This window comes from Sphingomonas sp. GW821-FHT03E12, assembly GCF_059420685.1.
On record NZ_JBWKUF010000002.1, the window covers coordinates 757,867 to 782,898 of the forward strand.

18 protein-coding genes and 2 tRNA genes are annotated in these 25,032 nt (G+C 65.2%); 15 read left to right on the forward strand and 5 right to left on the reverse strand.

Annotated elements, in window-relative coordinates; translation table 11 throughout:
* Positions 1 to 8: 8 nt before the first annotated feature.
* A complete protein-coding gene (locus tag AC07TU_RS09105) occupies positions 9 to 2,255 on the reverse strand; it encodes a beta-glucosidase (protein ID WP_495187584.1) in 2,247 nt (748 codons plus the stop codon).
* A gap of 188 nt (positions 2,256 to 2,443) precedes the next feature.
* Here AC07TU_RS09105 and AC07TU_RS09110 point away from each other — a divergent pair, with 188 nt between their 5' ends.
* From AC07TU_RS09110 to AC07TU_RS09135, 6 genes are all read left to right on the forward strand, one after another.
* Positions 2,444 to 5,434, forward strand: coding sequence for a TonB-dependent receptor (locus AC07TU_RS09110; RefSeq protein ID WP_495187585.1), 2,991 nt, complete (start codon positions 2,444 to 2,446; stop codon positions 5,432 to 5,434).
* 73 nt (positions 5,435 to 5,507) lie between these two features.
* Positions 5,508 to 7,052 (forward strand): tryptophan halogenase family protein, encoded by a 1,545-nt coding sequence (locus AC07TU_RS09115; RefSeq protein ID WP_495187586.1) that lies wholly within the window; start codon positions 5,508 to 5,510, stop codon positions 7,050 to 7,052.
* Positions 7,049 to 7,768: a SapC family protein gene (locus AC07TU_RS09120; protein WP_495187587.1), complete on the forward strand. Its 720-nt coding sequence runs from the start codon at positions 7,049 to 7,051 to the stop codon at positions 7,766 to 7,768. Before AC07TU_RS09115 ends, AC07TU_RS09120 begins: the two co-directional genes overlap by 4 nt.
* Positions 7,761 to 8,792 carry a cupin-like domain-containing protein gene (locus tag AC07TU_RS09125; RefSeq protein ID WP_495187588.1) on the forward strand — a complete coding sequence of 344 codons (1,032 nt, stop codon included), beginning with the start codon at positions 7,761 to 7,763 and terminating at the stop codon, positions 8,790 to 8,792. Before AC07TU_RS09120 ends, AC07TU_RS09125 begins: the two co-directional genes overlap by 8 nt.
* A complete protein-coding gene (locus tag AC07TU_RS09130; protein WP_495187589.1) occupies positions 8,789 to 10,285 on the forward strand; it encodes a tryptophan halogenase family protein in 1,497 nt (498 codons plus the stop codon). Before AC07TU_RS09125 ends, AC07TU_RS09130 begins: the two co-directional genes overlap by 4 nt.
* A 15-nt stretch (positions 10,286 to 10,300) precedes the next feature.
* Positions 10,301 to 11,347 (forward strand): LacI family DNA-binding transcriptional regulator, encoded by a 1,047-nt coding sequence (locus tag AC07TU_RS09135; protein ID WP_495187590.1) that lies wholly within the window; start codon positions 10,301 to 10,303, stop codon positions 11,345 to 11,347.
* Positions 11,348 to 11,357: 10 nt separating this feature from the next.
* On the opposite strand, the gene AC07TU_RS09140 is transcribed toward AC07TU_RS09135, so the two are convergent.
* From AC07TU_RS09140 to rpsA, 3 genes are all read right to left on the reverse strand, one after another.
* Positions 11,358 to 11,444: transfer RNA gene (locus AC07TU_RS09140), tRNA-Leu, on the reverse strand.
* A 61-nt stretch (positions 11,445 to 11,505) separates the two neighbouring features.
* The gene (locus AC07TU_RS09145; protein ID WP_495187591.1) at positions 11,506 to 11,784 is read right to left on the reverse strand and encodes an integration host factor subunit beta; all 279 of its coding nucleotides are present in this window, start codon (positions 11,782 to 11,784) and stop codon (positions 11,506 to 11,508) included.
* 211 nt (positions 11,785 to 11,995) lie between these two features.
* Entirely contained in the window at positions 11,996 to 13,711 is a 1,716-nt protein-coding gene (gene rpsA / locus AC07TU_RS09150) for a 30S ribosomal protein S1 (RefSeq protein ID WP_495187592.1), read from the reverse strand.
* Positions 13,712 to 14,095: 384 nt separating this feature from the next.
* Here rpsA and AC07TU_RS09155 point away from each other — a divergent pair, with 384 nt between their 5' ends.
* A complete protein-coding gene (locus tag AC07TU_RS09155; protein WP_495187593.1) occupies positions 14,096 to 14,473 on the forward strand; it encodes a SpoIIAA family protein in 378 nt (125 codons plus the stop codon).
* Between the two features lie 52 nt (positions 14,474 to 14,525).
* Here AC07TU_RS09155 and ald read toward each other — a convergent pair whose 3' ends face one another.
* Positions 14,526 to 15,632, reverse strand: coding sequence for an alanine dehydrogenase (gene ald, locus AC07TU_RS09160; RefSeq protein WP_495187594.1), 1,107 nt, complete (start codon positions 15,630 to 15,632; stop codon positions 14,526 to 14,528).
* A gap of 141 nt (positions 15,633 to 15,773) precedes the next feature.
* Here ald and AC07TU_RS09165 point away from each other — a divergent pair, with 141 nt between their 5' ends.
* The 8 genes from AC07TU_RS09165 to AC07TU_RS09200 all read left to right on the forward strand — a co-directional run bounded on the left by AC07TU_RS09165 (position 15,774) and on the right by AC07TU_RS09200 (position 24,907).
* Complete coding sequence (locus AC07TU_RS09165) at positions 15,774 to 16,247, forward strand: Lrp/AsnC family transcriptional regulator (RefSeq protein WP_075152418.1); 474 nt, start codon at positions 15,774 to 15,776, stop codon at positions 16,245 to 16,247.
* A 117-nt stretch (positions 16,248 to 16,364) separates the two neighbouring features.
* On the forward strand, positions 16,365 to 18,314 hold the full coding sequence (locus AC07TU_RS09170; protein ID WP_495187595.1) for a potassium transporter Kup: 1,950 nt from the start codon (positions 16,365 to 16,367) through the stop codon (positions 18,312 to 18,314).
* A 31-nt stretch (positions 18,315 to 18,345) separates the two neighbouring features.
* Complete coding sequence (locus AC07TU_RS09175) at positions 18,346 to 18,852, forward strand: 2'-5' RNA ligase family protein (protein WP_495187596.1); 507 nt, start codon at positions 18,346 to 18,348, stop codon at positions 18,850 to 18,852.
* Positions 18,853 to 18,908: 56 nt separating this feature from the next.
* Positions 18,909 to 18,985: transfer RNA gene (locus tag AC07TU_RS09180), tRNA-Met, on the forward strand.
* A gap of 168 nt (positions 18,986 to 19,153) precedes the next feature.
* Positions 19,154 to 19,669 carry a hypothetical protein gene (locus tag AC07TU_RS09185; RefSeq protein ID WP_495187597.1) on the forward strand — a complete coding sequence of 172 codons (516 nt, stop codon included), beginning with the start codon at positions 19,154 to 19,156 and terminating at the stop codon, positions 19,667 to 19,669.
* Entirely contained in the window at positions 19,669 to 21,348 is a 1,680-nt protein-coding gene (locus AC07TU_RS09190) for a TolC family outer membrane protein (RefSeq protein WP_495187598.1), read from the forward strand. The genes AC07TU_RS09185 and AC07TU_RS09190 overlap by 1 nt, the downstream gene beginning before the upstream one ends.
* Positions 21,345 to 23,516, forward strand: coding sequence for a type I secretion system permease/ATPase (locus AC07TU_RS09195; RefSeq protein ID WP_495187599.1), 2,172 nt, complete (start codon positions 21,345 to 21,347; stop codon positions 23,514 to 23,516). The genes AC07TU_RS09190 and AC07TU_RS09195 overlap by 4 nt, the downstream gene beginning before the upstream one ends.
* Positions 23,513 to 24,907 carry an HlyD family type I secretion periplasmic adaptor subunit gene (locus AC07TU_RS09200; RefSeq protein ID WP_495187600.1) on the forward strand — a complete coding sequence of 465 codons (1,395 nt, stop codon included), beginning with the start codon at positions 23,513 to 23,515 and terminating at the stop codon, positions 24,905 to 24,907. Before AC07TU_RS09195 ends, AC07TU_RS09200 begins: the two co-directional genes overlap by 4 nt.
* Positions 24,908 to 25,032 lie beyond the last annotated feature (125 nt).

Genomic DNA, 25,032 nt, shown 5'->3' on the forward strand with positions numbered 1-25,032 from the left:
CTGTAAAGCTAGGGCTTCATCGTCACGGGGTCGAGGCTCGTCGTGAGCAGCATCGAACGGTCGGTCGCATCGCGTGCGACGGCGATGCGATAGGCGCCGCCGCGGATGCGCCAGCCGGGCAGGCTGGTGTCATAGTCGGCTAGGATGCGCGGTTCCGCGGTGAGCGTGACGCGGCGGGTCTCGCCAGGGTTGAGCTCGACGCGCTTGAAGGCTGCAAGGCGCATCGGGATGTTCGATCCCTCGCGAGTCACATAGAGTTGCGGCACGTCGGCGCCTGCGCGCTTGCCGGTATTGGTAACGTCGAACGAGACGGTGAGGCGCTTGCCGCCGGTGGCGGTGGCCTTGCCATAGGTGAAGCTGGTGTAGCTGAGGCCATGGCCAAAGGCGAAGAGCGGCTTCTGCCCCTTCTTCTCGTACCAGCGATAGCCGACATCGCTGCCCTCGATATAGTCGACCGGATAGCTCTTGAGCTCATAGCCGCCAGGATTGGCGGGGTTTGCCGCTGCGGCCGCCTGAAGCGAGGTGAAGGTATCGAGCCCCACCGGATGCGGGCGCGGCGCCTGACCCTCATTCGCCGGGAAGGTGATCGGCAGGCGCCCCGACGGATTGACCTTGCCGGTCAGGATGTTGGCGATCGCTTCACCGCCGCGCTGGCCGGGATACCAGGCCTGGACCACCCCCGGCACGCGATCGAGCCAGGGCATCGTCACCGGACCGCCGGTGGTGAGGACGGCAACCATCTTCGGCTGAGCGGTCGCGACGGCCGCGATCAGCGCGTCCTGATGGTTCTGCAGCCTGAGGTCGGGCACGTCCTCCGCCTCGGTCGTCCATTGCGTGGCGAAGACGATGGCGAGATCGGCGGCCTTCGCCGCATCGACGGTGGCGTTGAGGTTGCGTCCGTCGATGAAGCTCACCTCGGCACCCGGCAGCGCCCTGCGCAGTGCATCGAGCGGGGATGAGGCGTGATAAGTCACGCGCACGAACGACGCGGCCGGGCCGTACGCCAGAGGGATCTCGATCGGCGCGCCGCCGACTGATCGCACCTGGCTCGACCCGCCACCCGAAAGTACGCCCAGATCCGCGCCGCCGCCGATCACGACGATCTTCTTCGCGGTGGCGGCGAGGGGCAGGATGCCGTCCTGATTCTTGAGTAGCACGATTCCCGCCTCCGCCGCGTGCTGCGCGACCAGCGCGTTGGCGGCATAGTCGGGGGTCTGTGCCGTTGCTGGCATCGGCGTGTCATAGGCGCCGGTCTCGATCAGGCCGGTCAGGTAGCGCACGACCATGTCGTCGAGCCGCGCCACCGGCACGCGGCCCTGCTCGACCGCCTCCTTGAGCGGCGCGTCGAAATACATCGCGCGGTCGAGTTCCTGCCCCGATTGCTGGTCGAGCCCCGCCTTCGCCGCCTTCTCGGTCGAATGGACGCCGCCCCAGTCGCTCATCACCCAGCCGCGATAGCCCCAGTCGCGCTTGAGTACCTGATTGAGCAGGAAGTCGTTCTCGCACGCCCAGTCGCCATTGACCTTGTTGTAGGCGCACATGACCGAGGCCGGCTTGCCCTTCTCGATCGCGATCTGGAAGGCGAGCAGGTCGCTCTCGCGCAGCGCTGCCTCGCTGATCCGCGCGTCGAGCACCATGCGGCCGGTCTCCTGCGCATTGAGCGCGAAATGCTTGATCGTCGAGACGATCTTGTTCGACTGGACGCCGGCGATGTGTGCGCCGGCCAGCTCGCCCGCGAGCAGCGGGTCCTCGCCCAGATATTCGAAGTTGCGGCCGCCCCACGGATCGCGGTTGAGGTTGACCCCGCCCGCGAGCAGCACGTTGAACCGCTTGGCGCGTGCCTCGGCACCGATCATCGCGCCGCCCGCCCGCGCAATCTCCGGATCGAAGGTCGCAGCGGTGGCGAGGCTGGAGGGGAGGGCGGTGGCGACATCGCCCTTGCGTTGCTCGACCTGGTTGGCGACGCCGAGCGACGCGTCGCTCTCGCGCACCAGCGGCACGCCGAGACGCGGATTGCCCTCGATATGGCCCGCCGACGGCACCAGCTCATTGGGTGGCGTGACCTTGGTCAGCGGCGGGAACAAGCCGTGGACCAGCGCGATCTTCTCGTCGAGCGTCATCCGGGCGACGATCGACTCGGCGCGGACACGGGCGCCGGACCGCTCGGCAGCCGGCGCTTGCTGTGCGAACCCCGCATTTGCGCCAATGGTAGCGATCGCAGTCGCTGCAAGCAGCACGGCAATGGTCCGGCTCATCCTTTTCACTCTCCTGGTCGCGGCGCGGCCGCGTGTTCTGTCGGCGCACAGACAGCATAGTTTGAGAACGTTCACAACATTAGTTTTCCGCCATTCGTCATATCATTGCCGTGCTTGACAACGTTGTACAATGGGTTCAAGTGAACGTTCTCAACGAGTGCGGATTCACCGCGCCGCTGAAGGGGAGGATGAGGATGCGGGGCACGACTCGCTCAAATGCACGTCTGTCGATTCGACTGGCGATCGGCGTATCGACGCTGGCAATGGCTGCGACTCCGGCACTGGCACAGGACGCGCCGCCGCCGGCCGAAGGGTCGGAAGACGTCGTCGTCACCGGTATCCGCGCCAGCCTTGAACAGTCGGCTACTATCAAGCGCGAGGCGCAGGGCGTCGTCGATGCGATTTCCGCCGAAGACATGGGCAAGTTCCCCGATACCAACCTCGCCGAATCGCTTCAGCGCATTACCGGCGTGTCGATCGACCGCCAGAACGGCGAAGGCTCGCTGGTCACGGTCCGCGGCTTCGGTCCCGAATTCAACCTGGTCACGGTCAATGGCCGGCAGATGCCGACCGCGCTGATCGGCGACGGCGGCGGTCCGCCGTCCTCGCGCTCGTTCGACTTCGCGAACCTCGCCTCGGAAGGCATCTCGGCGGTCGAAGTCTACAAGAGTGGCCGTGTTACGATGGAGTCGGGCGGCATCGGCTCGACCATCAACATCCGTACCGCACGCCCGCTCGACAAGCCGGGCCTGCGCGGAAGCCTGTCGGTGAAGGGCGTGTACGACACGTCGCGCAACGAAGGCGATCCGATCACCCCCGAAATCTCGGGCATCGTCAGCACCACCTTTGCCGACGACACCATCGGCATCATGCTCGCCGGCTCCTATCAGAAGCGCAAGTCGAGCACGAACACCGCGGGCGCCGGCTGGCGCGACGGCTATCTGGGCAGCGAGAACAACTGGGGGTCGCTGGCGCAGCCGGGTACGCCGCGCGCTGCGAACATCACCAACCGGCCTGACCCGACGGATGTCTATCAGGTGCCGCAGAATGCGAACTACAACCTGCAGGACATCAATCGCGAGCGCATCAACGGGCAGGCGGTGCTGCAATTCCGTCCGATGGACAATTTCACCGCGACATTCGACTTCATCTACTCGCGCAACACAGTCGAAACGCGGAGCACCGACGTTGGCGTGTGGTTCAACCATGAAGACACGTCGAGCGCATGGACCGACGGCCCGATTGCCGGCCCGATCTTCTATACCGAGCGCTTCGCGCCGCCCACCGGCGTTCCCAGCCCGAATGCCCTCTATGGCGGCAAGGATCTCTCGTACGGCGGCGGGCTGACCGAGAACCGCGCCGAGAACAAGTCCTTCGGCGGCAATCTGGAGTGGAAGGCGCCCGGCGGCGTGACGGTGGAACTCGACTTCCACCATTCGACGGCGGAGGTGAAGCCGGTCAACAACTGGGGCTCGAGCATGTCGCTGGGCACCGCGGTGTTCGGCGTCCGCAGCCAGTCGGTGAATTTCGAGCATGACCTGCCTGTCATCTCCTACGAGATGTTTCCGGGGATCGATGCGCTGAATCCGGCGATGATCACGTCAACCGGCAACGCTTTCCGGAATGCCTATTTCCGGAACCGGATCAATCAGGTCCAACTGCGCGGCCATTACGATCACGACGGGGGCTTCCTCGACAGCATCGATTTCGGCGTGTCCTATATCGACAGCAAGGTGCGCTCGGCCTTCGGCACGATCCAGAACGACGATACCTGGGGCGGCGCCGGACCGGCGTCGGACATTCCCGACGACATCTTCAAGCTCGTGTCGCTGCCGGACAAGTTCCCGGGACTGGCGCAGTCGGGCATGATCCAGAGCTTCTACACCTTCAATTTCGAGCGCATGGCCGATCTGATCCAGCAAAAATATCAGACCTGCAGCAACCCCGCGACGGGCTCGGCCCAGCCGGGCACGTGCCTCGCCAATTTCAATACCGACCGGCGTATCAACGAGAAGACGCTGGCGCCCTATCTGCAGGTGGCGACCAAGTTCGACCTGTTCGACAGTCCGGCGCGTTTCGTTGCGGGTATCCGCTACGAATCGACTGACATCGCTTCGTCGGCGCTGGTGCCGGTGCCGACGACGACACGGTGGGTGGGCGACAACGAGCTCAACGTCGTATTCTCGGGCCAGAGCGACTTCACGCAGTTCAAGGGTTCGTACGACAACTGGCTGCCCGCATTCGACTTCGACATCTCGCTGATGCGGAACGTCAAGCTGCGCGCGTCGTACAGTCATACGATCACGCGCTCCGGTTACGCCAACATGCAGGGCGGGCGAACGATCGACACGCTGTTCCGTGTCGGCGGCGGTTTCGGCGCGCAGGGCAACCCGGGCCTCATCCCGTTCAAGTCGAAGAATATCGATCTGTCGGCGGAATGGTATTATGCGCCCAGCAGCTACATTTCGGTCGGCTACTTCCACAAGGATGTGAGCAATTTCATATCCACGACGCGGATCAACTCCAGCGCATTCGGGCTGACCACGCCGGTCAACGGGCCGCGCTGGAACGCCGCGGTGGCGGCGCTCGGAGCGAATGCGACCGTCGGCCAGATCCGGCAGTACATCATCACGAACTTCCCCAACACGGTCACCGGCAACATCATCAATGCGGCGCCGGGCGATCCGCTGGTGAATTTCGAGATCACCACACCGATCAACAGCGATCAGACCGCTGCGCTCAACGGGTGGGAGTTCGCGCTCCAGCACGCCCTCTGGGATACCGGCTTCGGCGTGATCCTGAACTACACGATCGTCAACGGCGACGCGACCTACGACAATACGAAGCCGTCCTCGGTCACGCAGTTCGCGCTCGTCGGTCTCAGCGACAGTGCCAATGCCGTCGCCTATTATGACAAGAACGGGCTCCAGGCGCGTGTCGCATGGAACTGGCGCGACAAGTTCCTGTCCGGGGCGGGGCCGAACCCCTCCTATACCGAGGCGTACTGGCAGATCGATGCGAGCGCGAGTTACGAGTTCATGCCTGGACTCACGGCGTTCGTCGAAGGGATCAACCTGACCGGAGAAGGCAGGCGCGGGCATCTGCGGCACGAGAACAACGTGACCTTCGTGCAACCCGGATTTGCGCGTTACTCGGCAGGTGTCCGGTTCAACTTCTAGGGCAGGTACGTTTCTCTCCGGCCCGCGTGCTTTCGGGTGACGCGGGCCGGATGCTGGCCTAGGATTGGGCGTAATGAACAGTGCGGTTGAGAGGGTGGTCATCGTGGGCGGCGGCACTGCCGGCTGGCTCGCGGCGTCGCGTCTCGCCAACTCGCCACGAGGGCGCTCCGGCGCACTCCATGTCACGCTGATCGAAGCGCCCGATATCCCGATCATCGGCGTCGGCGAAGGGACCTGGCCGACGATGCGCGCGACGTTGTCGGCGATCGGTCTTGGTGAGGCCGATTTCCTCCTCGCATGCGACGGCTCGTTCAAACAGGGATCACGCTTCGACGGCTGGGTCGATGGCTCGGCCGGGGACAGCTATTACCATCCCTTCACCTCGCCGCCTGCAGCGGCGGCCGGGGATCTGCTCGCGGCATGGCAGGCGACGGTGCCCGACCTGTCCTTTGCCGCGGCGATGACGCCCCAGGCGCATGTCTGCGACCAGAACCTCGCCCCGCGCCAGCGGACGATGCCCGATTATCAGGGCGCCGCAAACTATGCCTATCATCTCGACGCCGGAAAGTTCGCCGCGCTGCTGACGGCGCATGCGACCCAGCGCCTCGGTGTCGAGCATGTCGCCGCGCACGTCACTGGCGTCCGGCGCGGCGAAGGCGATACCATCGCCGCCGTCGTCACGCGCGAGCGGGGTGAGGTCGCCGGAGACCTGTTCATCGACTGCACCGGTCTTGCCGGCGTGCTGATCGGCGGCGAACTGGGCGTCGAATGGATCGACCGCAGCGACACCTTGTTCAACGATCGCGCGCTCGCCGCGCAGGTTCCCGTTTCGCCGGGGAGCGCGATCGCATCGCAAACCGTGTCGACCGCGCATGCGGCGGGCTGGATCTGGGATATTGGCTTGCCCAGCCGGCGCGGCATCGGTTGCGTCTATTCGAGCCGCTTCATGGACGATGCCGCCGCGGAGGCGACCCTGCGCGCCTATATCGCCCGCGTCCTGCCCGATGCGCCGGAAGTGCCGGTACGCCGCCTGACCTTCCCGACCGGCCATCGTGAACGCTTCTGGCAGGGCAATTGCGTCGCCATCGGCCTGTCGGCGGGCTTTATCGAGCCGCTCGAAGCGTCGGCGATCGTGTTGATCGAACTGTCGTTGAATGCGCTGATCGACAATTTCCCCGCCGATACTTCGGCGATCCCGATCCATGCCGAACGTTTCAACGCGCTGTTCCGCTATCGCTGGGATCGGATCGTCGAGTTCCTGAAGCTCCATTATGTCCTCAGCCGCCGCCAGGAGCCCTATTGGCTGGCACAGCGCGATCCGGGGCATGTGCCGGATCGGCTGGCGGGGATGTTGACGCTGTGGCGCGACCAGCCGCCATCGACCTGGGATTTCCCTCAGATCGACGAGATCTTCTCGGCCGAGAGCCATCAATTCATCCTCTATGGCATGGGACATCCCGTGCCGTCGGGCGTGCGGGCCAGCGAAAAGGCCGACGCGATGCTGATGCAGAACCGGCAGCGCGCGCGCGCGCTCGCCGCGGCGCTGCCCGGCAACCGCGATTATTTCGACATGCTGCACAATGAAGCCGGCGCGGTGCGCCACGAAAGCAGGATATGACTCAACACGCCATTCTCGACAACAAGACTCACCGGGCGCTCCGCGTGCGCTCCGATGTCGGAACCGATCTGGGCGATGGCGTGATGGGGACGCTCGTCGTGCCCGACGAATTCCGCAACGTGCAGGGTAATTTTCCGATCCTGTTCCGGCGTGAGCCGGGGCGCGACGATTTCTTCGCGCTCGCGCTGTTCGGCTTCGAAAACGGGGAGAATCTCTTCCTCGACGGCAGCCGCTGGGATGCACGCTACCGCCCGCTGTCGCTCTCGATCCAGCCCTTCCTGATCGGGCATCCGGAAAGCGGGGAGGGGCCAGGACAGGTCCATATCGACCTTGGCCATCCGCGCATCGCTGCGGGCGGCGACGGCGTGCGGTTGTTCGATGCCGACGGAGCGGCGACTCCCTATCTTGAGGAAATCGCCGAACGGCTCGGCGCGCTGGACGAGGGCTATCGTGGAAGCAAGGCGTTCTTCGACGCGCTGATCGCCTATGAACTCCTCGAACCTTTCAGCCTCGAAGTGACGCTCGACGATATGTCGGTTCATTCGCTGGTCGGCTATCACATCATCGATGAGGCGAAACTGCGCGCACTCGACGCGGACGCGGTGGGGCGCCTCCATGCCGACGGCCATCTGGTGCCGATCTTCATGGCGGTCGCGTCCCTGTCGCAGATCTCTGCGCTCGTCGCGCGCAAGAACCGCAAGCGTTCGGGTGGCTGAGGAAGACGTGTCTGTTTTTCTCTCTCTGAACGCGGTGCCGGAGCGCGAGTGGAAGGAGCGCGTGGATCTCGACAGGTTGCTGAGAGATGCGCGCGAACCCTTTGTCGTGCGCGGGCTGGTTGCCGACTGGCCGCTGGTCGCCGCGGGGAAGCAGGGTGCCCGGGCCGTTCGGAACTATCTGCTGGACCATGCCCGCGACCGGCCGTTCACCGTCTCGATCGGCGCGCCGGGGCATGACGGACGGATGTTCTACGACACCGACATGCAGATGAACTTCCGCACCGGGACGGGGAAGCTGGCCGACATCTTTGCTGGGATCGACAAGGCCGAGGAGCTTGGCGAAGACCGCACCGTCTATCTCGCCTCGATCGACATTCCGTCGCATTTCGATGGTCTGGACGAGGCGAACCCGATCGACCTCGGCGCGCGCGACCCGCTCAAGAGCATCTGGATCGGCACGCGGACGCTGATCGCGGCGCACAATGATTTTCCCGACAATCTCGCCTGCGTCGCGGCCGGCCGGCGGCGGTTCACTTTGTTTCCGCCCGATCAGTTCCGGAACCTGTATCTGGGGCCGATCGACAATACCCCCGCGGGCCGTACGGTGAGCATGGTCGATTTTCACGATCCGGATTTCGAGCGCTACCCGCGCTTCCGTGAGGCACTCGATCACGCGATGGTGGCGGAGCTTGGGCCCGGCGACGCGATCCATATCCCGAGGTTGTGGTGGCACCATATCGAGGGGCTCGAGCCGTTCAACGTGCTGGTCAATTACTGGTGGCGCGAGACTCCGCGTTGGCTTGGCCAGCCGCAGGACGCGCTCAACCACGCGATTCTTTCGATCCGCGACCTGCCCGCCGAACAGAAGGCGCATTGGCGCGCGCTGTTCGACCATTATGTCTTTGCTAATGGAGACGATGTGACCGACCATCTGCCTGAAGGACTGCGCGGCATCCTCGATCCGCTCACGCCGGAGACCGCTTCGCGCATCCGCGCCTATCTGCTGCGGCAGCTCAACCGGTGAGCGGGCGTCCTGCGACACGCGTTGTCATCGCCGGCGGCGGCACCGCGGGCTGGATGGCGGCTGCGGCGATCAGCCGCACCATGGGGCATACGGTCGACCTGACCCTGGTCGAGTCCGAACAGATCGGCACGATCGGCGTGGGGGAATCGACGATCCCGCCGCTGGTCAATTTCAACCGCATCCTGCGCATCGGCGAGGCCGAGTTCATGCGCGCGGCGCAGGCGACCTTCAAGCTCGGCATCCTGTTCGACAACTGGAAGCATGACGGCCATAGCTATTTCCACAGCTTCGGCCTGTCGGGGAAGGATCACTGGTCGGCAGGGTTCCAGCATTTCTGGCTCTATGCCCGCTCGCGCGGCTTCCCCGAGCCGTATGACGACTACTGCCTCGAACTTGCCGCGGCGATGCAGGGCAAGTTCGCGCATCTGCCGCAGGATCGCATGAACTATGCCTATCATGTCGATGCGACGCTGTACGGCCGCTATCTGCGCAAGCTGGCCGAGGAAGCCGGAACCAAGCGCGTCGAAGGCAAGATCCAGCGCATCGAACTCAACGCGGAAACCGGCGACATCGCCGCCCTCCACCTCGACGGTGAACGGCGGATCGAAGGTGACATGTTTGTCGATTGTACCGGTTTCCGCGGGCTGCTGATCGAGGGGGCGCTGCACGCCGGCTTCGAGGATTGGGGGCATTGGTTGCCGAACGACAGCGCGATTGCGGTGCAGGCGAAGCATCTGGGGCCGCCGCAGCCTTATACCCAGGCGATCGCGCATGATGCGGGCTGGCAGTGGCGCATCCCGTTGCAGCATCGCATGGGTGCGGGGATCGTCTATGCCAGCGGCTATCTGTCTCGCGACGAAGCCTATGATCGGCTGATCTCGACCGTGGGTGAGCCGCTGATCGAGCCGTTCGACATCAAGTTCCGTGGCGGCGTGCGGCGCAGGCAATGGTACCGCAACTGTGTCGCCATCGGTTTGTCGGGTGGTTTCGTCGAGCCATTGGAGGCGACGACGGTGCATCTGATCCAGCGGGCGGTGCTGCGCTTTGTACGACTGATGCCCAATGGCCGGGTGAGCGAACGCGATGCTGCCGAGTTCAATGAGCAGCAGCGTCAGGATATCGAGCAGATTCGCGACTTCGTGATCCTGCACTACAAGGCGACCGACCGGCGCGACAGCGCCTTCTGGCGGCACGTCGCGAACATGCCCGTGCCGGATTCGCTGGCGCAGAAAATCGAGCTGTTCCGCGAGACCGGCCGCACCTTCCGCAAGAATGAGGAACTGTTTGCGGAGAATAGCTGGGTGCAGGTGATGATGGGGCAGGGGGTCGATCCACAGGCCTGGCATCCGATCGCGGAGAAGCTGTCCGATGAGGAACTGGTGCGCCTGATGGCGACGCTGCGCGAAGATGTGACCCGCACCGTCGCGACGCTGCCCGAGCATCATGCCTATGTCGCTCAGTATTGCGGCGCGGCCGACCCGCTGGCGGCCTGAGGAACGAACGAGCTCATGGCACGCCGCAAACAGGCCGTCACGATCCGGCACGTTGCCGCTGACGCTGGGGTTTCGCTCCAGACGGTGAGCCGCGTCATCAACAAGGAACCGAACGTCCGGCCCGAAATGGCGGAGCGCGTCCGCGCCTCGATCGCGCGTCTGGGCTATGTTCCTTCGATCGCGGCTCAACGGATGAGCGGATCGCGGTCCTACCTCATCATGGCGCTCAACGATCGCGAGCGTACGATAGACGGCTGGCGTGCGCGCGACGGCACCGACTGGGTCGACCAGATGCTCCTCGGCGGGATGCTGACCTGCGCCGAGCATGGCTACCGGCTGATCGTCGAGCTGGTCGATACGCATAGCGATCATATCGAGCGCGAGTTGAGCGCTGCGCTGGCGGCGTTGCAGCCCGACGGCGTGATCCTGACGCCACCCCACTCGGCCAACCCGGCCATTCTTGCGCTCCTCGACGACGCGCATATCGGGCTGGCACGGATCGGTTCGCTCGCCGAGGGACCAGGGTTCCGGCTTACGATGGGGGACGATATCGCCGCAGCGCTGGCGACGCGGCATCTGATCGAACTCGGGCATGAGCGGATCGGGCTGATCGCCGGGCCGGACGAATATGAACTGAGCGGCTGGCGTATCGACGGCTGGCATGCCGCGATGACGGAGGCGGGCCTCTCGACCGACGGACTGCTGGCGCAGGGAGACTTTTTGCGCCAGTCCGGCCGTGCCGCGACGCCGCTTCTGCTTGAGGCTGGCGCGACTGCGATCATCGCTAGCAATGATCAGATGACGCTGGGTGCGCTGGAGATCGCGCGCGAGCGAGGGCTGGACGTTCCCGGCGATCTGTCGCTGATCAGCTTCGACGATACACCGATTGCACGGTTCAATCATCCGTCGTTGACCGCGATCACCCAGCCGATCGCCGACGTGACCGCGCGCGCAGTCGAGTTGATCATCGCTGAGCGGAGCGGGCGGGAAGTGCCCGATGGACCAGTCATCGTGGTCCCCACGCTGACGGTGCGGCAATCGACCGGGCCGCGGCGTCGCTAGTCTTGGTTGCTGGTACGGGCGGGGGGACTTGAACCCCCACGGGCCTAAGGCCCAACGGATTTTAAGTCCGGTGCGTCTACCATTCCGCCACGCCCGCGCGTGTCGGATGGCTCTATCGGGTCAATGGAAGAGTGCCAAGCGCGTTGGCGGTCCGACCTCTAGACGTTGAGGCGGCTGCGCATTTCCTTGCCGGGTTTGAAGTAGGGCACGCGCTTCGCATCGACATCGACGGTTTCGCCGGTGCGGGGGTTGCGGCCGGTGCGCGCATCGCGGGCGCGGGTGGAGAAAGCACCGAAACCGCGCAATTCGACGCGGCCGTCGGAAACCAGGCGCGTCGTGATTTCTTCGAAGAAGGTATCGACGATGCGTTCGATCTCGCGCGCGGACAGGCCGGGATTGTCCGCCGCCAGCATCTGCACGAGTTCAGAACGGATCATTCCGTGTCCCCAAATGCCCGGCGGTGTCATCATACCGGGAAATCACATCTCGGCCCTTGGCCAGGGCGTAACGTGGGGATGATTTTAGGCTCGATTCCTCACCTGCATCAATCGAATCTTGCGGTGGGAATCCCGTTTTTGGAGGGGTGGCAGGGAAGCCGTTGAAAAGATTGGCGGGACGGGCGGCAAAAACCGCCCGTCCCGCACCAAATCACTTCTTCTCTTCGCGTGCCTTGAGGGCTTCGCCGAGAATGTCGCCCAGCGACGCGCCCGAGTCGGACGAGCCATACTGCGCAACCGCCTGCTTCTCTTCGGCGATCTGCATCGCCTTGACCGAGAAGGTCGGCTTCTTCGAACGATCGAGGCCGGTGACCATCGCGTCGAACTTCTGGCCGACCTGGAAACGCTCCGGACGCTGCTCGTCGCGGTCGCGGCCGAGGTCGGTGCGCTTGATGAAGCCGGTCGCGCCATCGTCGCCAACCTGCACTTCGAGACCCGCGTCGCGCACTTCCAGGACGGTGACGGTGACGACTTCGTTCTTGTTGACGCGTGCGCCGGCGCCGGCAGCAGCCGCACCGGTGGGGACGCCACCGCGCTCAAGCTGCTTCATGCCGAGCGAGATGCGCTCCTTGTCCGGCTCGACCGCCAGAACGACGGCCTTGACCATCTCGCCCTTGCGGTGAAGCGCCAGCGCGTCCTCGCCCGAGATGCCCCAGGCGATGTCCGACATGTGGACCATGCCGTCGACGTCGTTGTCCAGGCCAATGAACAGGCCGAATTCGGTGGCGTTCTTGACTTCGCCCTCGACTTCGGTGCCGACCGGATGGGCAGCCGCGAAGGCCTCCCACGGGTTCTGGTGAGCCTGCTTGAGGCCCAGCGAGATGCGGCGCTTGTCCTGATCGACCTCGAGCACCACGACATCGACTTCCTGCGAGGTCGAGACGATCTTGCCCGGATGGACGTTCTTCTTGGTCCAGCTCATCTCCGAGACGTGGACGAGGCCCTCGATGCCCGGCTCGAGCTCGACGAACGCGCCGTACTCGGTGATGTTGGTCACGCGGCCCGACAGCTTGGCGCCGACCGGGTACTTCGAACCCGCGCCATCCCACGGATCGCTCTCGAGCTGCTTCATGCCGAGCGAGATGCGCTGCGTGTCGCGGTTGATGCGGATGATCTGCACCTTCACCGTGTCGCCGATGTTCAGCATCTCGGACGGGTGGTTGACGCGCTTGTAGCTGAGGTCGGTGACGTGCAGCAGGCCGTCGATGCCGCCCAGGTCAACGAACGCACCGTAATCGGTGATGTTCTTGACGACGCCGTCGATCACCTGGCCCTCGGCCAGCGACTGGATCAGGCCCGAACGCTGCTCGGCGCGGTTCTCTTCGAGAACGGCGCGGCGCGACACGACGATGTTGCCGCGCTTGCGGTCCATCTTGAGGATCTGGAAGGGCTGCGGCAGGTCCATCAGCGGCTGCACGTCGCGCACCGGACGGATATCGACCTGCGAACCCGGGAGGAACGCCACGGCGCCCGACAGGTCGACGGTGAAGCCGCCCTTGACGCGGCCAAAGATGATGCCTTCGACGCGGTTGCCCTGCGAGAATTCGAGCTCGAGCTTGTCCCATGCGGCTTCGCGGCGGGCGCGGTCGCGGCTGAGCATCGCTTCGCCGTTCGCATTCTCGACGCGGTCGACATAGACCTCGACTTCGTCACCGACCTTGAGATCGGCGGGCTGGCCGGGAGCTGCGAATTCGCGCAGCGGCACGCGGCCTTCGCTCTTGAGGCCGACGTCGATGATGGCGAGATCGTTTTCGATGCCGGTGACGGTGCCGATGACGACACGGCCTTCAAAGCTCTCCGCACCGCCAAGGGTCTGGTCGAGCAGCGCGGCGAAATCGTCGCGCGTGGGGTTTGCCGAAGTGGCCATAAAGGGTTCAGTCCTAACTATCGTTTTTCCGGCCGGCTGGTTGGATCCAGCGGTCTTGTTGGCCGAAATGCCGTGGCGGCCGCATGCCGGTCACGGCATCCGATGGGCACGCACCGCGGAATGGGGTATCGCGCTTTGTTCAAAGCGAAAATGGCGCGTGAGATCGTCTCTCCGCGCCCCCCTCCGCGAGCACTTGCCCGCCGGACGGAGCGCGCCTTAGCCGCAGCGGGTGCGAAAGGCAAGAAAATCCCCCAATTATGCGCGCGGGGTTTGGGCCAACACCGATTATTTACCTTGCCGCGGCAAACCACCCGCCCAGCGAATAGTGGGGGAGGGGCTGTGGCACCGGTGGCACCATCGGCGGCGGATACGGAGTGCGTGGTCGTGGCGTCGGAGCCTGGCCTGTACGAGATCATCCGCGACGACCGGGTCAGGATTTTGCGGATCAACAGCGTCGCCGTGCAGCAGCTCGCCGATGTCGATCGCTATCTGGCGATACTGGGCGACGTCGTGCGCGATGCGCGACTTCGTTTCGGCAAGGTGCGCGTCCTCGCCGACCTGCGCAATTCACCGATCCGTACCCAGGAGGCGGCCGAGCGGATGCGGACGGGTAATCTGGCGCTCTATCGCGACGGGGACCGGGTCGCGCTGATCGTGGAATCGAGTCTGCTCAAGATGCAGCTGCGCCGCACGCTGGTGGAGTATCAGAACATCTTCCTGTCGCCGAGCGCGGCGGAGACGTGGCTGACGGCGCTCGATTGAGGGTTGCCCGCCGCCGCCCGGGAAGAGGGAAAGGCGGCGGCGAGCGAGCTGCTTACGGCCTCCAGGCCGTGAAGGGCAGGTTGAGCGCTTCGGCCACCGCTTCATGGGTGATCGCGCCCTTGTAGACGTTGAGGCCCGCGGCGAGGTGCGGATCGGCGGCCATCGCCGCCTCAGCGCCGAGATTGGCGAGCTTCATCACGAACGGCAGCGTCGCGTTGTTGAGCGCGAAGGTGCTGGTGCGCGCGACCGCGCCCGGCATGTTGGCTACGCAGTAATGGATCACGCCATCGACCTCGTAGACCGGATCCTCATGCGTGGTGGCATGGCTGGTCTCGAAGCAGCCGCCCTGGTCGATCGCGATGTCGACCAGCACCGAGCCGCGCTTCATCGTCTTGAGCATGTCGCGCGTGACGAGCTTGGGCGCGGCGGCGCCCGGCACGAGCACGGCGCCGATCACCAGTTCCGCCTGTGTCACGGCCGCCGCGATCGCTGCCTTGCTGGCATAGGCGGTCTTGATCTGGCTGCCGAAGTGCAAGTCGAGTTCGGCGAGGCGGGCGTTGCTGATGTCGTAGATGGTGACGTCGGCGCGCAGGCCCGTCGCCATCTGCGCGGCGTTGATGCCCGACACGCCGCCGCCAAGGATCGCGACCTTGGCCGGGGCGACGCCCGGAACGCCGCCGAGCAGCACGCCGCGGCCGCCCTGTTCCTTCTCAAGATAGTGCGCGCCGACCTGAACCGACATGCGGCCCGCGACTTCGCTCATCGGCTTGAGCAGCGGGAGCGAGCGGTCGCTGGCGGTAACCGTCTCATAGGCGATGCAGGTCGCGCCCGATTTGATCAGGCCCGCCGCCTGCTCGGGATCCGGCGCGAGGTGGAGATAGGTGAACAGGGTGTGGCGCGGCTCGAGCATCGCCACTTCCTGGGCTTGCGGTTCCTTGACCTTCACGATCATGTCGGACTGCGCGAATACGTCGGCGGCAGTGGCGACGATGCGTGCGCCGGCAGCAACATAGTCAGCGTCCTGAATGTCGATGCCGCTGCCCGCATTGGTCTGCACGACCACGTCATGGCCGTGCGCAGTGAGCTCCGCGACCAGCGACGGCGTCAGGCCGACGCGATATTCGTGATTCTTGATTTCCTTGGGAACACCGACGCGCATCTTCACTCTCCGGATTCGATTTGTTTCGAGGAGGAACGTAACGCAGGATGCCGCCGCGAATCTCTGCAAACTTATGTGCCTTGCGCTAGCGTTATGCATGAATATGCTGACTACTGCTGATGTAAGTGAGATTTATGCAAAATGGACCGGATTGACGAAGCGATCCTGAAACAGCTGTCGCTCAACGCCCGCGCGCCGGTGAGCCAGATCGCGGGGCAGGTCGGGCTTTCGCAATCGGCTTGCACACGCCGCATCCAGGCACTGGAGGCGTCGGGGCATATCCTGGGCTATAGCGCGCGGCTGGGGCTGCGACGGCTGGGCTACAGCGTCACCGCGATGGTCGATATCACGCTGGGTACCGAGGTGGGCGAGGATCTGGCGCGGTTCGAGGCGGCGGTGGCGCAAATCGACGGGATCGTCGAATGCGCGCTGGTTTCGGGCGGGTACGATTACCGCCTCAAGATATTGTGCCGTGACCTCGACGATTACGAGCGCCTTCACCGCGAAGAAATGGGGCGGTTGCCCGGGGTGGTGAAGATCAGTTCCAGCTTCGTACTGCGAGCGGTGCCGACGCGCAGCGAAGCGAACGCGCTGTTTCCCGCCGCGGGACGGTGAAATTCGCTGCAATTGCGCCGCGATGTTGCACGTGCTAACTGCGCCGCCGTTTCAACGGACAGGTAGCCGGTCTGACATGACCACTGCATTGCTCGCCACGGTACGCAAGTTTCTCCCGTGAGCGAGGCCAACGGAAGCGCCGAGCCGGCCGACGACTCGTCTTCCCACTCCACCCATGATCAGCATCACACGCATGGCCGCCCGGCGGCCATCGCGAAGCTTGTCGTCGGTGCGATCGGGATCGTGTTCGGCGATATCGGCACCAGCCCGCTTTATGCGTTTCGCGAAGCCTTTGCGGGTCACCATCCGCTGACGCTCGACGAGGCGCACATCATGGGCGTGATCAGCCTGATGTTCTGGTCGATGCTGCTGATCGTGACGCTGAAATACGTCACCGTCATCATGCGCGCCGACAACAAGGGCGAGGGCGGCAGCCTGGCGCTGCTGGCGCTGATCAACGCCGCCAGCGGACAGAAACGCTGGACCGCCGGGATCGTGCTGCTCGGCGTGTTCGCGACCGCGCTCTTCTATGGTGATTCGATGATCACTCCGGCGGTGTCGGTGCTGTCGGCGGTCGAGGGCATCGCGGTTGCGGCGCCTGCCGCGAAGGACTGGATCCTGCCGATCGCGGTCGGCCTGCTGGTCGGGCTGTTCGCGATCCAGCGGACCGGCACCGCGCGCGTCGGCGCCATGTTCGGCCCGATCATGCTCACCTATTTTGCGACGATCGCGACGCTGGGCGTGCTGAGCGCGATCCAGACGCCCGAGATCCTCTGGGCCTTCTCGCCGCACTATGCGGTGCAGTTCTTCCTCAGTGACGGGCTCGCCGCCTTCCTGGCGCTGGGCGCGGTGGTGCTGGCGGTGACCGGCGCCGAGGCGCTCTATGCCGATATGGGCCATTTCGGGCGCAAGCCGATCCGTATCTCATGGCTGTGGTTCGTGCTGCCGGCGCTGATGTGCAACTATATGGGGCAGGGTGCGCTGCTGATGCGCGACGCCTCCGCGCTGCAGAGCCCCTTCTACATGCTCGCCCCCGAATATCTGCGCCTGCCGCTGGTGGGGCTCGCGACGATGGCGGCGATCATCGCCTCGCAGGCGGTGATCACCGGCGCCTTCTCGGTCACGCAGCAGGGGATCCAACTGGGCTTCATCCCGCGCCTGCGCATTTCGCACACCAGCGCGTCGACCGCAGGGCAGATCTACATCCCGCTGATCAACTGGGCGCTGATGGTCGCGATCATCCTGCTCGTGCTGACCTTCAAGACCTCGTCCAACCTGACCGCGGCCTATGGCATCGCGGTGACCGGGGCGATGCTGATCGACAACTGCCTGCTGGCGGTGGTGCTGTTCAGCCTGTGGAAGTGGAAGAAGCGCTACGCGATCCCGTTCCTCGCGGTCTTCTTCCTGATCGACCTCGCCTATTTCAGCGCGAACCTGACCAAGATCCCGGATGGCGGCTGGTTCCCGCTGTTCGCCGGCGTGATCATCTTCACGCTGCTGACCACCTGGGCCAAGGGCCGCCGCCTGATGGTCGAGCGGATGCGCGAGGGCGCGATGCCGATCAAGGTGTTCATCCAGTCCGCCGCGGGCTCCGCGACGCGGGTGGGCGGCACTGCGGTGTTCATGACCTCGACCCCCGAAGGCGTGCCGCACGCGCTGCTCCACAACCTCAAGCACAACAAGGTGCTGCACGAGCGGGTGATCCTGCTGACCGTGAAGATCGCCGACGTCCCCTATGTCGCCGAGGAAACGCGGGTGAAGATCGACGATCTGGGCCAGGGCTTCCACCGGATGCTGCTCTATTACGGCTTCATGCAAGAGGCCGACGTGCCCGGCGCGCTCAAGGCGATCGGGGCGTGCGGGGGCAAGTGTGGCGGCGCGTTCAACATGATGGACACCAGCTTCTTCCTGTCCCGGCAGACGCTGTTGCCGTCGGAGCGGCCGGGGATGCGGATCTGGCGCGAGAAACTGTTCGCGTGGATGCTGCGCAATGCGGAAAGCGCGATGGAGTTCTTCCGCTTGCCCACCAACCGCGTCGTCGAGCTGGGCAGCCAGGTCGAGATTTGACCCCGGAACCAGTTCGGGGTGACGAATAGGGATGGCAACTGCTCCGATCATCGTCACCGCCTTGCTCGACCGAGCGGATCAGGCGGCGCTGGATGCGATGCGGCGCGAGCATTATCCGGCCGATCGCAATGTGTTGCCCGCGCATCTGACGCTGTTCCATCATCTGCCGCCGTCGGTGGAGAACGAGCTCAAGCACCGGCTGACCGAAGCGACGCGCGGTGTGCGTGCGCCGGTAGCGAAGGCGGTCGGGCTGATGTCGCTGGGGCGCGGGGTGGCGGTGAAGATCGATTCGCCGGGGCTCTCCGCGATCCGTCATGATCTGGCGGATGCGTTCTCCGGATTGCTGATGCCGCAGGATGCGGGCGGGTGGCGGTCGCACGTCACGATCCAGAATAAGGTCGCGCCGTCGATGGCAAAGCTGCTGATGGGCGCGCTGGGCAAGGAGTTTCGCGCGCGCGAGGTGGAGATCGCGGGTCTCGCCACCTGGTATTATCGCGGCGGGCCGTGGGAAGCGCTTTCGCGTCACATGTTCGCTTGACCGGTTGGAAAACCCCTCTTATGTGCGCCGCTCGCCCAGAAGGGCCGCCTTGGTAGGGCGGAGTAGCTCAGTTGGTTAGAGCACGGGAATCATAATCCTGGGGTCGGGGGTTCAAGTCCCTCCTCCGCTACCATTTTTCATTTTCCGTCCAGGGCCGGCCAAGGGAGCGCTGAACGCGCACTCAGTTCCCGGGCCTGCGGAAGCCTTCCCATTCGCTGTCGAATCAGGCATTTGATGTCTCCGCTTGCCGTGTCTTGGCAGCGGCGGGGCCGCGCGTCCGGGCGGCGCCACGGGGGAGTTGATGCGTAGTGGTTGGGGAGCGGTGCCGGCCGTCTTGCTGGCGCTTGTACTATTGTTCGTACCAAGCCGGGGGGAGGCATATGCCTACGGGCCGTTGCGCGAGCGGGCGTCGCTTGGCGACTGGCGGCTGACGGTCAGGACCGACCGCTTTTCAGGAGAGCGGCGTTGCCGCCTCGTCACCCGAAAAGGAAACGCCAGCTACCGCCGCGGTATCATCGCCATCCACCTGTCCCGGGTATTCGACCCCTCGGAAACAGTTCTTCGCGCAGACGGAGGGGCGGCTGTTCGTTGGCGCGGGCTGATCCCTGAGCTGGCACGTCTCGATCCCGGATTCGCCAGCGATCGGGATCCGCAGAAGCTGCAGATCCCGGCCGCGCTGGTGAAGGGCGCGCAGCTGATCGAGGTATCGCCCGCCTTTGGCAAGCGCGCGCGGCGCTACCGAATCGCGGGGCTTGATGCCGCGTTGGACCAGGCGGTTGCACTCGGCTGCCGGTCCGATACGGCATTTGTTCGCTGATGTCGGGTTCGATGCGGATATCGTCGCTGTTCGCGCTGCTTCCCGGTCTGATCGCCTGCGCCCCGGCGGTTGCCCAATCGCGCGACCAGTCGCTCAACCCGGTCCATGCGCGCTACCCCGCTCCCCGGATCGAAGACGACGACACGGCGGATACGCTGCCGCCGAACGAGGATCTGGCATCGGCGATTGCCGAGGCGTACGCGTCCAACCCTGCGCTTGCGGCCAGCCGGTACGATCTGCGTGCGACCGACGACAATCTGGGCGTGGCATTGTCGCGGACCAGGGCGACAGTCCAGCTCCAGGCAGCTGCAGGATATGACTATACGGATCCCGGCGCGATCACCCAGGCCGGGCGGCCGCTGGTGGACCGGCTCAACAGCCCCGATATCCGGCGTAACGACGTGACGACGCAACTTGCCGTCGATCAGCCCCTGTGGACCGGGGGGCGTGCGCGCGCCGAGGTGCTTGCCAGCCGCGCCGAGAGTGCTGCGGGACGCGAGGCCCTGCGTGGGATCGAAGGCGATCTGCTGATGAACCTGATCGCAGCCTATGCGGACGTGCGCCGGGACAGTCAGGCACTGCGAATCCGCGAGCGCAATGTACGGTTGCTGAAGGCGACGCTGGACGAGGTGGTCGCGCGCCGCGAAGCGGGCGAGCTGACGCGTACCGACATCGCGCAGGCCGAGACTCAACTAAAGTCCGCTGAGGTGCAGCGGACCGCCGCGGAGGCACAACTCGAGGCGAGCCGTTCGAGCTTTGCTGCACTTGTTGGACGTCCCCCCGGGCGTCTGGCCCCCGAACCGTCTCTGCCGCTGCTGCCAGCCTCGATCGACGAGGCATATGCGGTGGCGGCACGGGCCAATCCGGACCTTGCCGCGGCGATCGCGACCGAGCGCGCATCGCGCGCCCGGATCGCCGGGGCGCGGGCCGAGGGCAGTCCGATGATAAACCTGCGCGGCACCGCCGGCACCAACGGACCGGTCTCGCCGCTGGATGGCCGCGATCAGGATTTCAGTCTCGGCGCGCGGGTGACCCTGACGCTCCCACTGGCAAATGGCGGACGGGTACAGGCATTGACCGCACAGGCGAAGAACCGGAACAGCGCGGATTTCCTGCGTATCGAAGCGACACGGCGGCAGGTGACCGACGCCGTGCTCGGTGCGTGGAACGCCTGGGCCTCGGCCAGCCGCAATATCGGGGCGCACGAGGGGCAGTTGCAGGCGGCGCGCATCTACTACGAGGGTACGTTCGAGGAATATCGGGAAGGCCTGCGATCGACCTTTGACGTGCTGTTCGCGCAGAACCAGCTGCGCGAAACCGAGATCGCGCTGATCTCGAGCCGCCGCGACGCCTATGTCGCGCAAGCCGCGCTTCTGCGCCGGATCGGGCAGCTCGACGCAGCACGGCTGCTGACCGGCACCAATCTCTACGATCCCGCGGCCTATACGCGGAAGGTCGAGGCGCGCGGTGCGCTGCCTTGGGATCCCGCTTTCCGCATCTTCGACGAGGTCAGCCATACCCGCGATCGGCCGCAACGGACCGAACGGCTCGGTCCAGCGCCCGCTACCCCCGGCGTAGCGACCTCGGCGCCGGGAGCTGCGCCCGCCATTGCACCTGCGCGCGGCGAAGCGATGCTGCCGCGCGAAACAGGATCGCCTGCCGGGGAGCGTCTGCCATGAGCCAGGCTGACATGCCGGACGCTCCGGCCATGCAGCATGGAGTCGACGACAGCGGGCTCGTCGCGTTCGCCACCGTGCTCGCGGTACACCGGATCGCGGTCGATGTTGGCCAGCTGCGGCATGGGCTTGGCCATCAGCGGCCGATCGATGCGGACGACCTGAAGCGGCTTGCCAAGCGCCAGGCCGATGTTCGTGCGCGCAGCGTCCGGACGAACTACGACAAGCTCGCGCGCACGCCGCTGCCTGCGCTCGCCAACGGTCCGGCCGGCTGGTTCGTGATCGCACAGGTGAGCGACGAGGAGGCGATTATCCAGCCGCCGTGCCCGAGCCTCGACGGCGTGCAGCCGCAAGTGCTCAAGGTTACGCGTGACGCGTTGCAGGCGATGTGGTCCGGCGAGCTGGTGCTGGTGGCGACGCGCGAAGGGGTGGGGGGCGTCAGCCGCGCGTTCGACGTGTCGTGGTTTATTCCGCAGATCGTCAAGTACCGGCGGCTGATCGGCGAGGTGTTGCTGGTCACGCTGGCGATCAACCTGCTTGGCCTCGCCTCGCCGCTGTTCTTCCAGAATGTGATCGACAAGGTCCTCGTCCACAACACGCTGGATACGCTGACGATCCTGGTGATCGGGTTCGGCGTGGTCTCGGTCTGGGAGACATTGTTCGGATGGTTGCGGACGCGGCTCTATTCGCGGACCAGCCAGAAGATCGATGTGGAGCTCGGTACCAAGCTGTTCCGGCACCTGCTCGGCCTGAACCTCTCCTATTTCGAGGCCCGGCGCGTCGGCGACGTCGCGATGCGCGTCCGCCAGCTCGAGACGATCCGCGAGTTCCTGACCAATGCATCCTTGACGGTGCTCGTCGATCCGTTCTTCACGATCATCTTCCTGATCGTGATGTGGGTCTATTCGCCGACCCTGTTTCTGATCGCCGTGCTTGCCATCCCCTGCTATGCGGCGGTTGCCTTCTTCGTGACCGGGCCATTGCGCGCGCGTATCGAGGAGAAGTTCGAGCGCTCGGCAGCCAACAATGCGCTGCTGGTCGAGAGCATCGGCGGAATCCAGACGGTGAAGGCCGGCGCAGTGGAGCCGCAATGGCAGGAGCGCTGGGATCGTCAGCTCGCCGGCTACAGCCAGGCGAACCAGAAGGTCATCGATCTCGGCAATACGGGCTCGCAGCTCATCCAGCTGATCTCGAAGATCAACATGGTGCTGATCCTCTATTTCGGGGCCCAGGCGGTGATCGAGAAGGATCTGACGGTCGGCGGCCTGGTGGCGTTCAACATGTTCGCGCAGCGCGTTTCCGGCCCGGTGATCCGCATCGCCCAGCTCTGGCAGGATTTTCAGCAGGTGCGGATCGCGGTCGAACGGCTGGGCGACGTGCTCAACCAGCCCGTCGAGCCGGGCTCCGGCAGCCGCGTCGCGCTTCCCGCGGTCAAGGGGCATGTCGCGTTCGAGGGGGTGAAGTTCCGCTACGGGCTCGAGGGCCCCTGGACGCTCGAGGATGTCGATCTCGACATCCCCGCGGGTGCGACCCTGGGCATTGTCGGCTCATCGGGATCGGGCAAGTCGACGCTGACCAAGCTGCTCCAGCGCCTCTACGTACCCGCTTCGGGCCGGGTGCTGATCGACGGCGTCGATATCGCGCAGATCGACCCTGCCTGGCTTCGCCGCCAGATCGGCGTCGTCCTTCAGGAGAATCTGCTCTTCAACCGCTCGATCCGCGAGAATATTGCGCTGGCCAATCCGGCGATGCCGCTCGAACGGGTGATCGAGGCAGCGAACCTTGCCGGCGCACACGAGTTCATCGTGCGGCTGCCGCAGGGTTACGACACGCCGGTCGAGGAGCGCGGCACCAACCTGTCAGGCGGCCAGCGCCAGCGGCTCGCCATCGCACGCGCGCTCGTCACCAGTCCGCGCATCCTCATCCTCGACGAGGCGACCTCCGCGCTCGATGCCGAGAGCGAGGAGATCGTCCAGAAGAACCTCAAGGCGATCGCCGCAGGGCGCACCGTCATCATCATTGCGCACCGGCTGTCGGCGGTGCGGCAATGCGACATGCTCATCACGCTGGAGGCCGGCCGGATCGTCGAGCGCGGCAGTCATGCCGAGCTGCTCGCCGCCAACGGCCGTTATGCCGATCTCCACCGGCGGCAGAGCGGGGTGCAGGCATGAGCGGCTGGCGACATCACTGGGAGGTGCTGAAGCAGGCGTTGCGCGACGACCGCGAGCGCCGCAAGCGCTTCGTTCCATCGGCTGACACCGAATTTCTTCCCGCAGCGCTGGAGGTGATCGAGCAACCGGTGTCCCCGACGGCGCGCATGGTGACCTGGGCGGCACTTGCCTTTCTCGCGATCGCGATTGCCTGGACTGTCTTCGGACGCGTGGACGTGGTGGCGTCGGCGCCCGGCACGATCATCCCAGCCGGAAACGTCAAACTGGTGCAGTCTCCCGATGCCGGTGTGGTGCGCGCCATCCATGTCCGCAATGGCGATCATGTGCGCAAGGGACAGGCGTTGCTCGACCTTGACCCCACACTGGCCGGCGCCGATCTGGCTCAGGCTGAAAAGGCGCTTGCCGCCGCCGAGCTGGAGATCGCCCGCAACCGCGCGATCGCCGATGCGCTGTCGGGCAAGGGGCTTCGATTTGCGGCGCCGGCCGGCACGCCGCCGGATGTCGCCGAAACCCAGCACCGGCTGATCGCCGCGCAACTCGCGGAGATCGAGGCCACGACGGCGAGCCTCAACGCCGCACGGATCACCGCGCTTTCGGATGCGAATGCGGCGCGCGCGCAGGTGGCTAAGCTGTCCGATACCGTGCCGCTTCTCGACCGCCAGATCGCCAGCATGAACCGCCTCGATGCGCGGGGCTATGCGCCCGGCGCGCGGCTGATCGAACTGCAGCGCCAGCGGCGGGCGGAGGCGGGCGAGCGCGACGTCGCGCTGACCCAGATCACCCGCGGCGAAGCCGAAGCGCGCAAGCTCGACGGTCAACTCCGCGAAACCCGTGAACAGGCGCGGCGCACCGCGCTCGCCGATCTGGCCAAGGCTGAGGCGGAGGCGATCCTGCGGCGCGAGGAAGTGACCAAGGCACGTCAGAAAAGCCGGTTCCAGCGCCTTGTATCCTCGGTGGATGGCACCGTGCAGCAACTCGAAGTGCACACGATCGGCGGCGTGATCGAGCCCGCCAAACCGCTGATGGTGATCGTGCCTGCCAGCGCGGGGCTCGAGGTCGAAGCCCGGATCCTCAACAAGGATATCGGCTTCGTTCGCGTCGGGCAGGAGGCCGCGGTGAAGTTGGAAGCCTTTTCGTTCACCCGTTACGGTGCGGTTCCCGGCCGCGTCCGCGCGATCAGCCGCGATGCCGTGCAGGACAAGGAACTGGGCCTTGTCTATATCGCGACGATCGTGCTCGATCGTTCCCATGTCGATACCGATGGGCGGCGCACCCTGCTCTCACCGGGACTTTCCGCGACGGTCGACGTCCGTACCGGCACGCGAAGCATCATCAGCTATCTGCTGAGCCCGTTGCAATCGACCGTGTCGCAGGCCGGGCGGGAACGCTGAAGGGACGGGTTCTCGGCCGGATGGTCGGCGTCCGGACATACTGTTGCACTGTAGAAATGATCCGATTTGAGTAGGTCGTTCTTTTAGCGCGTTATTGCACTTTTATTTGTCTTGACGGGTGTCAA

Coding starts and splice junctions, on each gene's coding strand:
- AC07TU_RS09105 (WP_495187584.1), bottom strand. CDS start 2,255: ATGAGCCGGACCATTGCCGTGCTGCTTGCAGCGACTGCGATCGCTACC.
- AC07TU_RS09110 (WP_495187585.1), top strand. CDS start 2,444: ATGAGGATGCGGGGCACGACTCGCTCAAATGCACGTCTGTCGATTCGA.
- AC07TU_RS09115 (WP_495187586.1), top strand. CDS start 5,508: ATGAACAGTGCGGTTGAGAGGGTGGTCATCGTGGGCGGCGGCACTGCC.
- AC07TU_RS09120 (WP_495187587.1), top strand. CDS start 7,049: ATGACTCAACACGCCATTCTCGACAACAAGACTCACCGGGCGCTCCGC.
- AC07TU_RS09135 (WP_495187590.1), top strand. CDS start 10,301: ATGGCACGCCGCAAACAGGCCGTCACGATCCGGCACGTTGCCGCTGAC.
- AC07TU_RS09145 (WP_495187591.1), bottom strand. CDS start 11,784: ATGATCCGTTCTGAACTCGTGCAGATGCTGGCGGCGGACAATCCCGGC.
- rpsA (WP_495187592.1), bottom strand. CDS start 13,711: ATGGCCACTTCGGCAAACCCCACGCGCGACGATTTCGCCGCGCTGCTC.
- ald (WP_495187594.1), bottom strand. CDS start 15,632: ATGCGCGTCGGTGTTCCCAAGGAAATCAAGAATCACGAATATCGCGTC.
- AC07TU_RS09165 (WP_075152418.1), top strand. CDS start 15,774: ATGGACCGGATTGACGAAGCGATCCTGAAACAGCTGTCGCTCAACGCC.
- AC07TU_RS09175 (WP_495187596.1), top strand. CDS start 18,346: ATGGCAACTGCTCCGATCATCGTCACCGCCTTGCTCGACCGAGCGGAT.
- AC07TU_RS09185 (WP_495187597.1), top strand. CDS start 19,154: ATGCGTAGTGGTTGGGGAGCGGTGCCGGCCGTCTTGCTGGCGCTTGTA.
- AC07TU_RS09190 (WP_495187598.1), top strand. CDS start 19,669: ATGTCGGGTTCGATGCGGATATCGTCGCTGTTCGCGCTGCTTCCCGGT.
- AC07TU_RS09195 (WP_495187599.1), top strand. CDS start 21,345: ATGAGCCAGGCTGACATGCCGGACGCTCCGGCCATGCAGCATGGAGTC.
- AC07TU_RS09200 (WP_495187600.1), top strand. CDS start 23,513: ATGAGCGGCTGGCGACATCACTGGGAGGTGCTGAAGCAGGCGTTGCGC.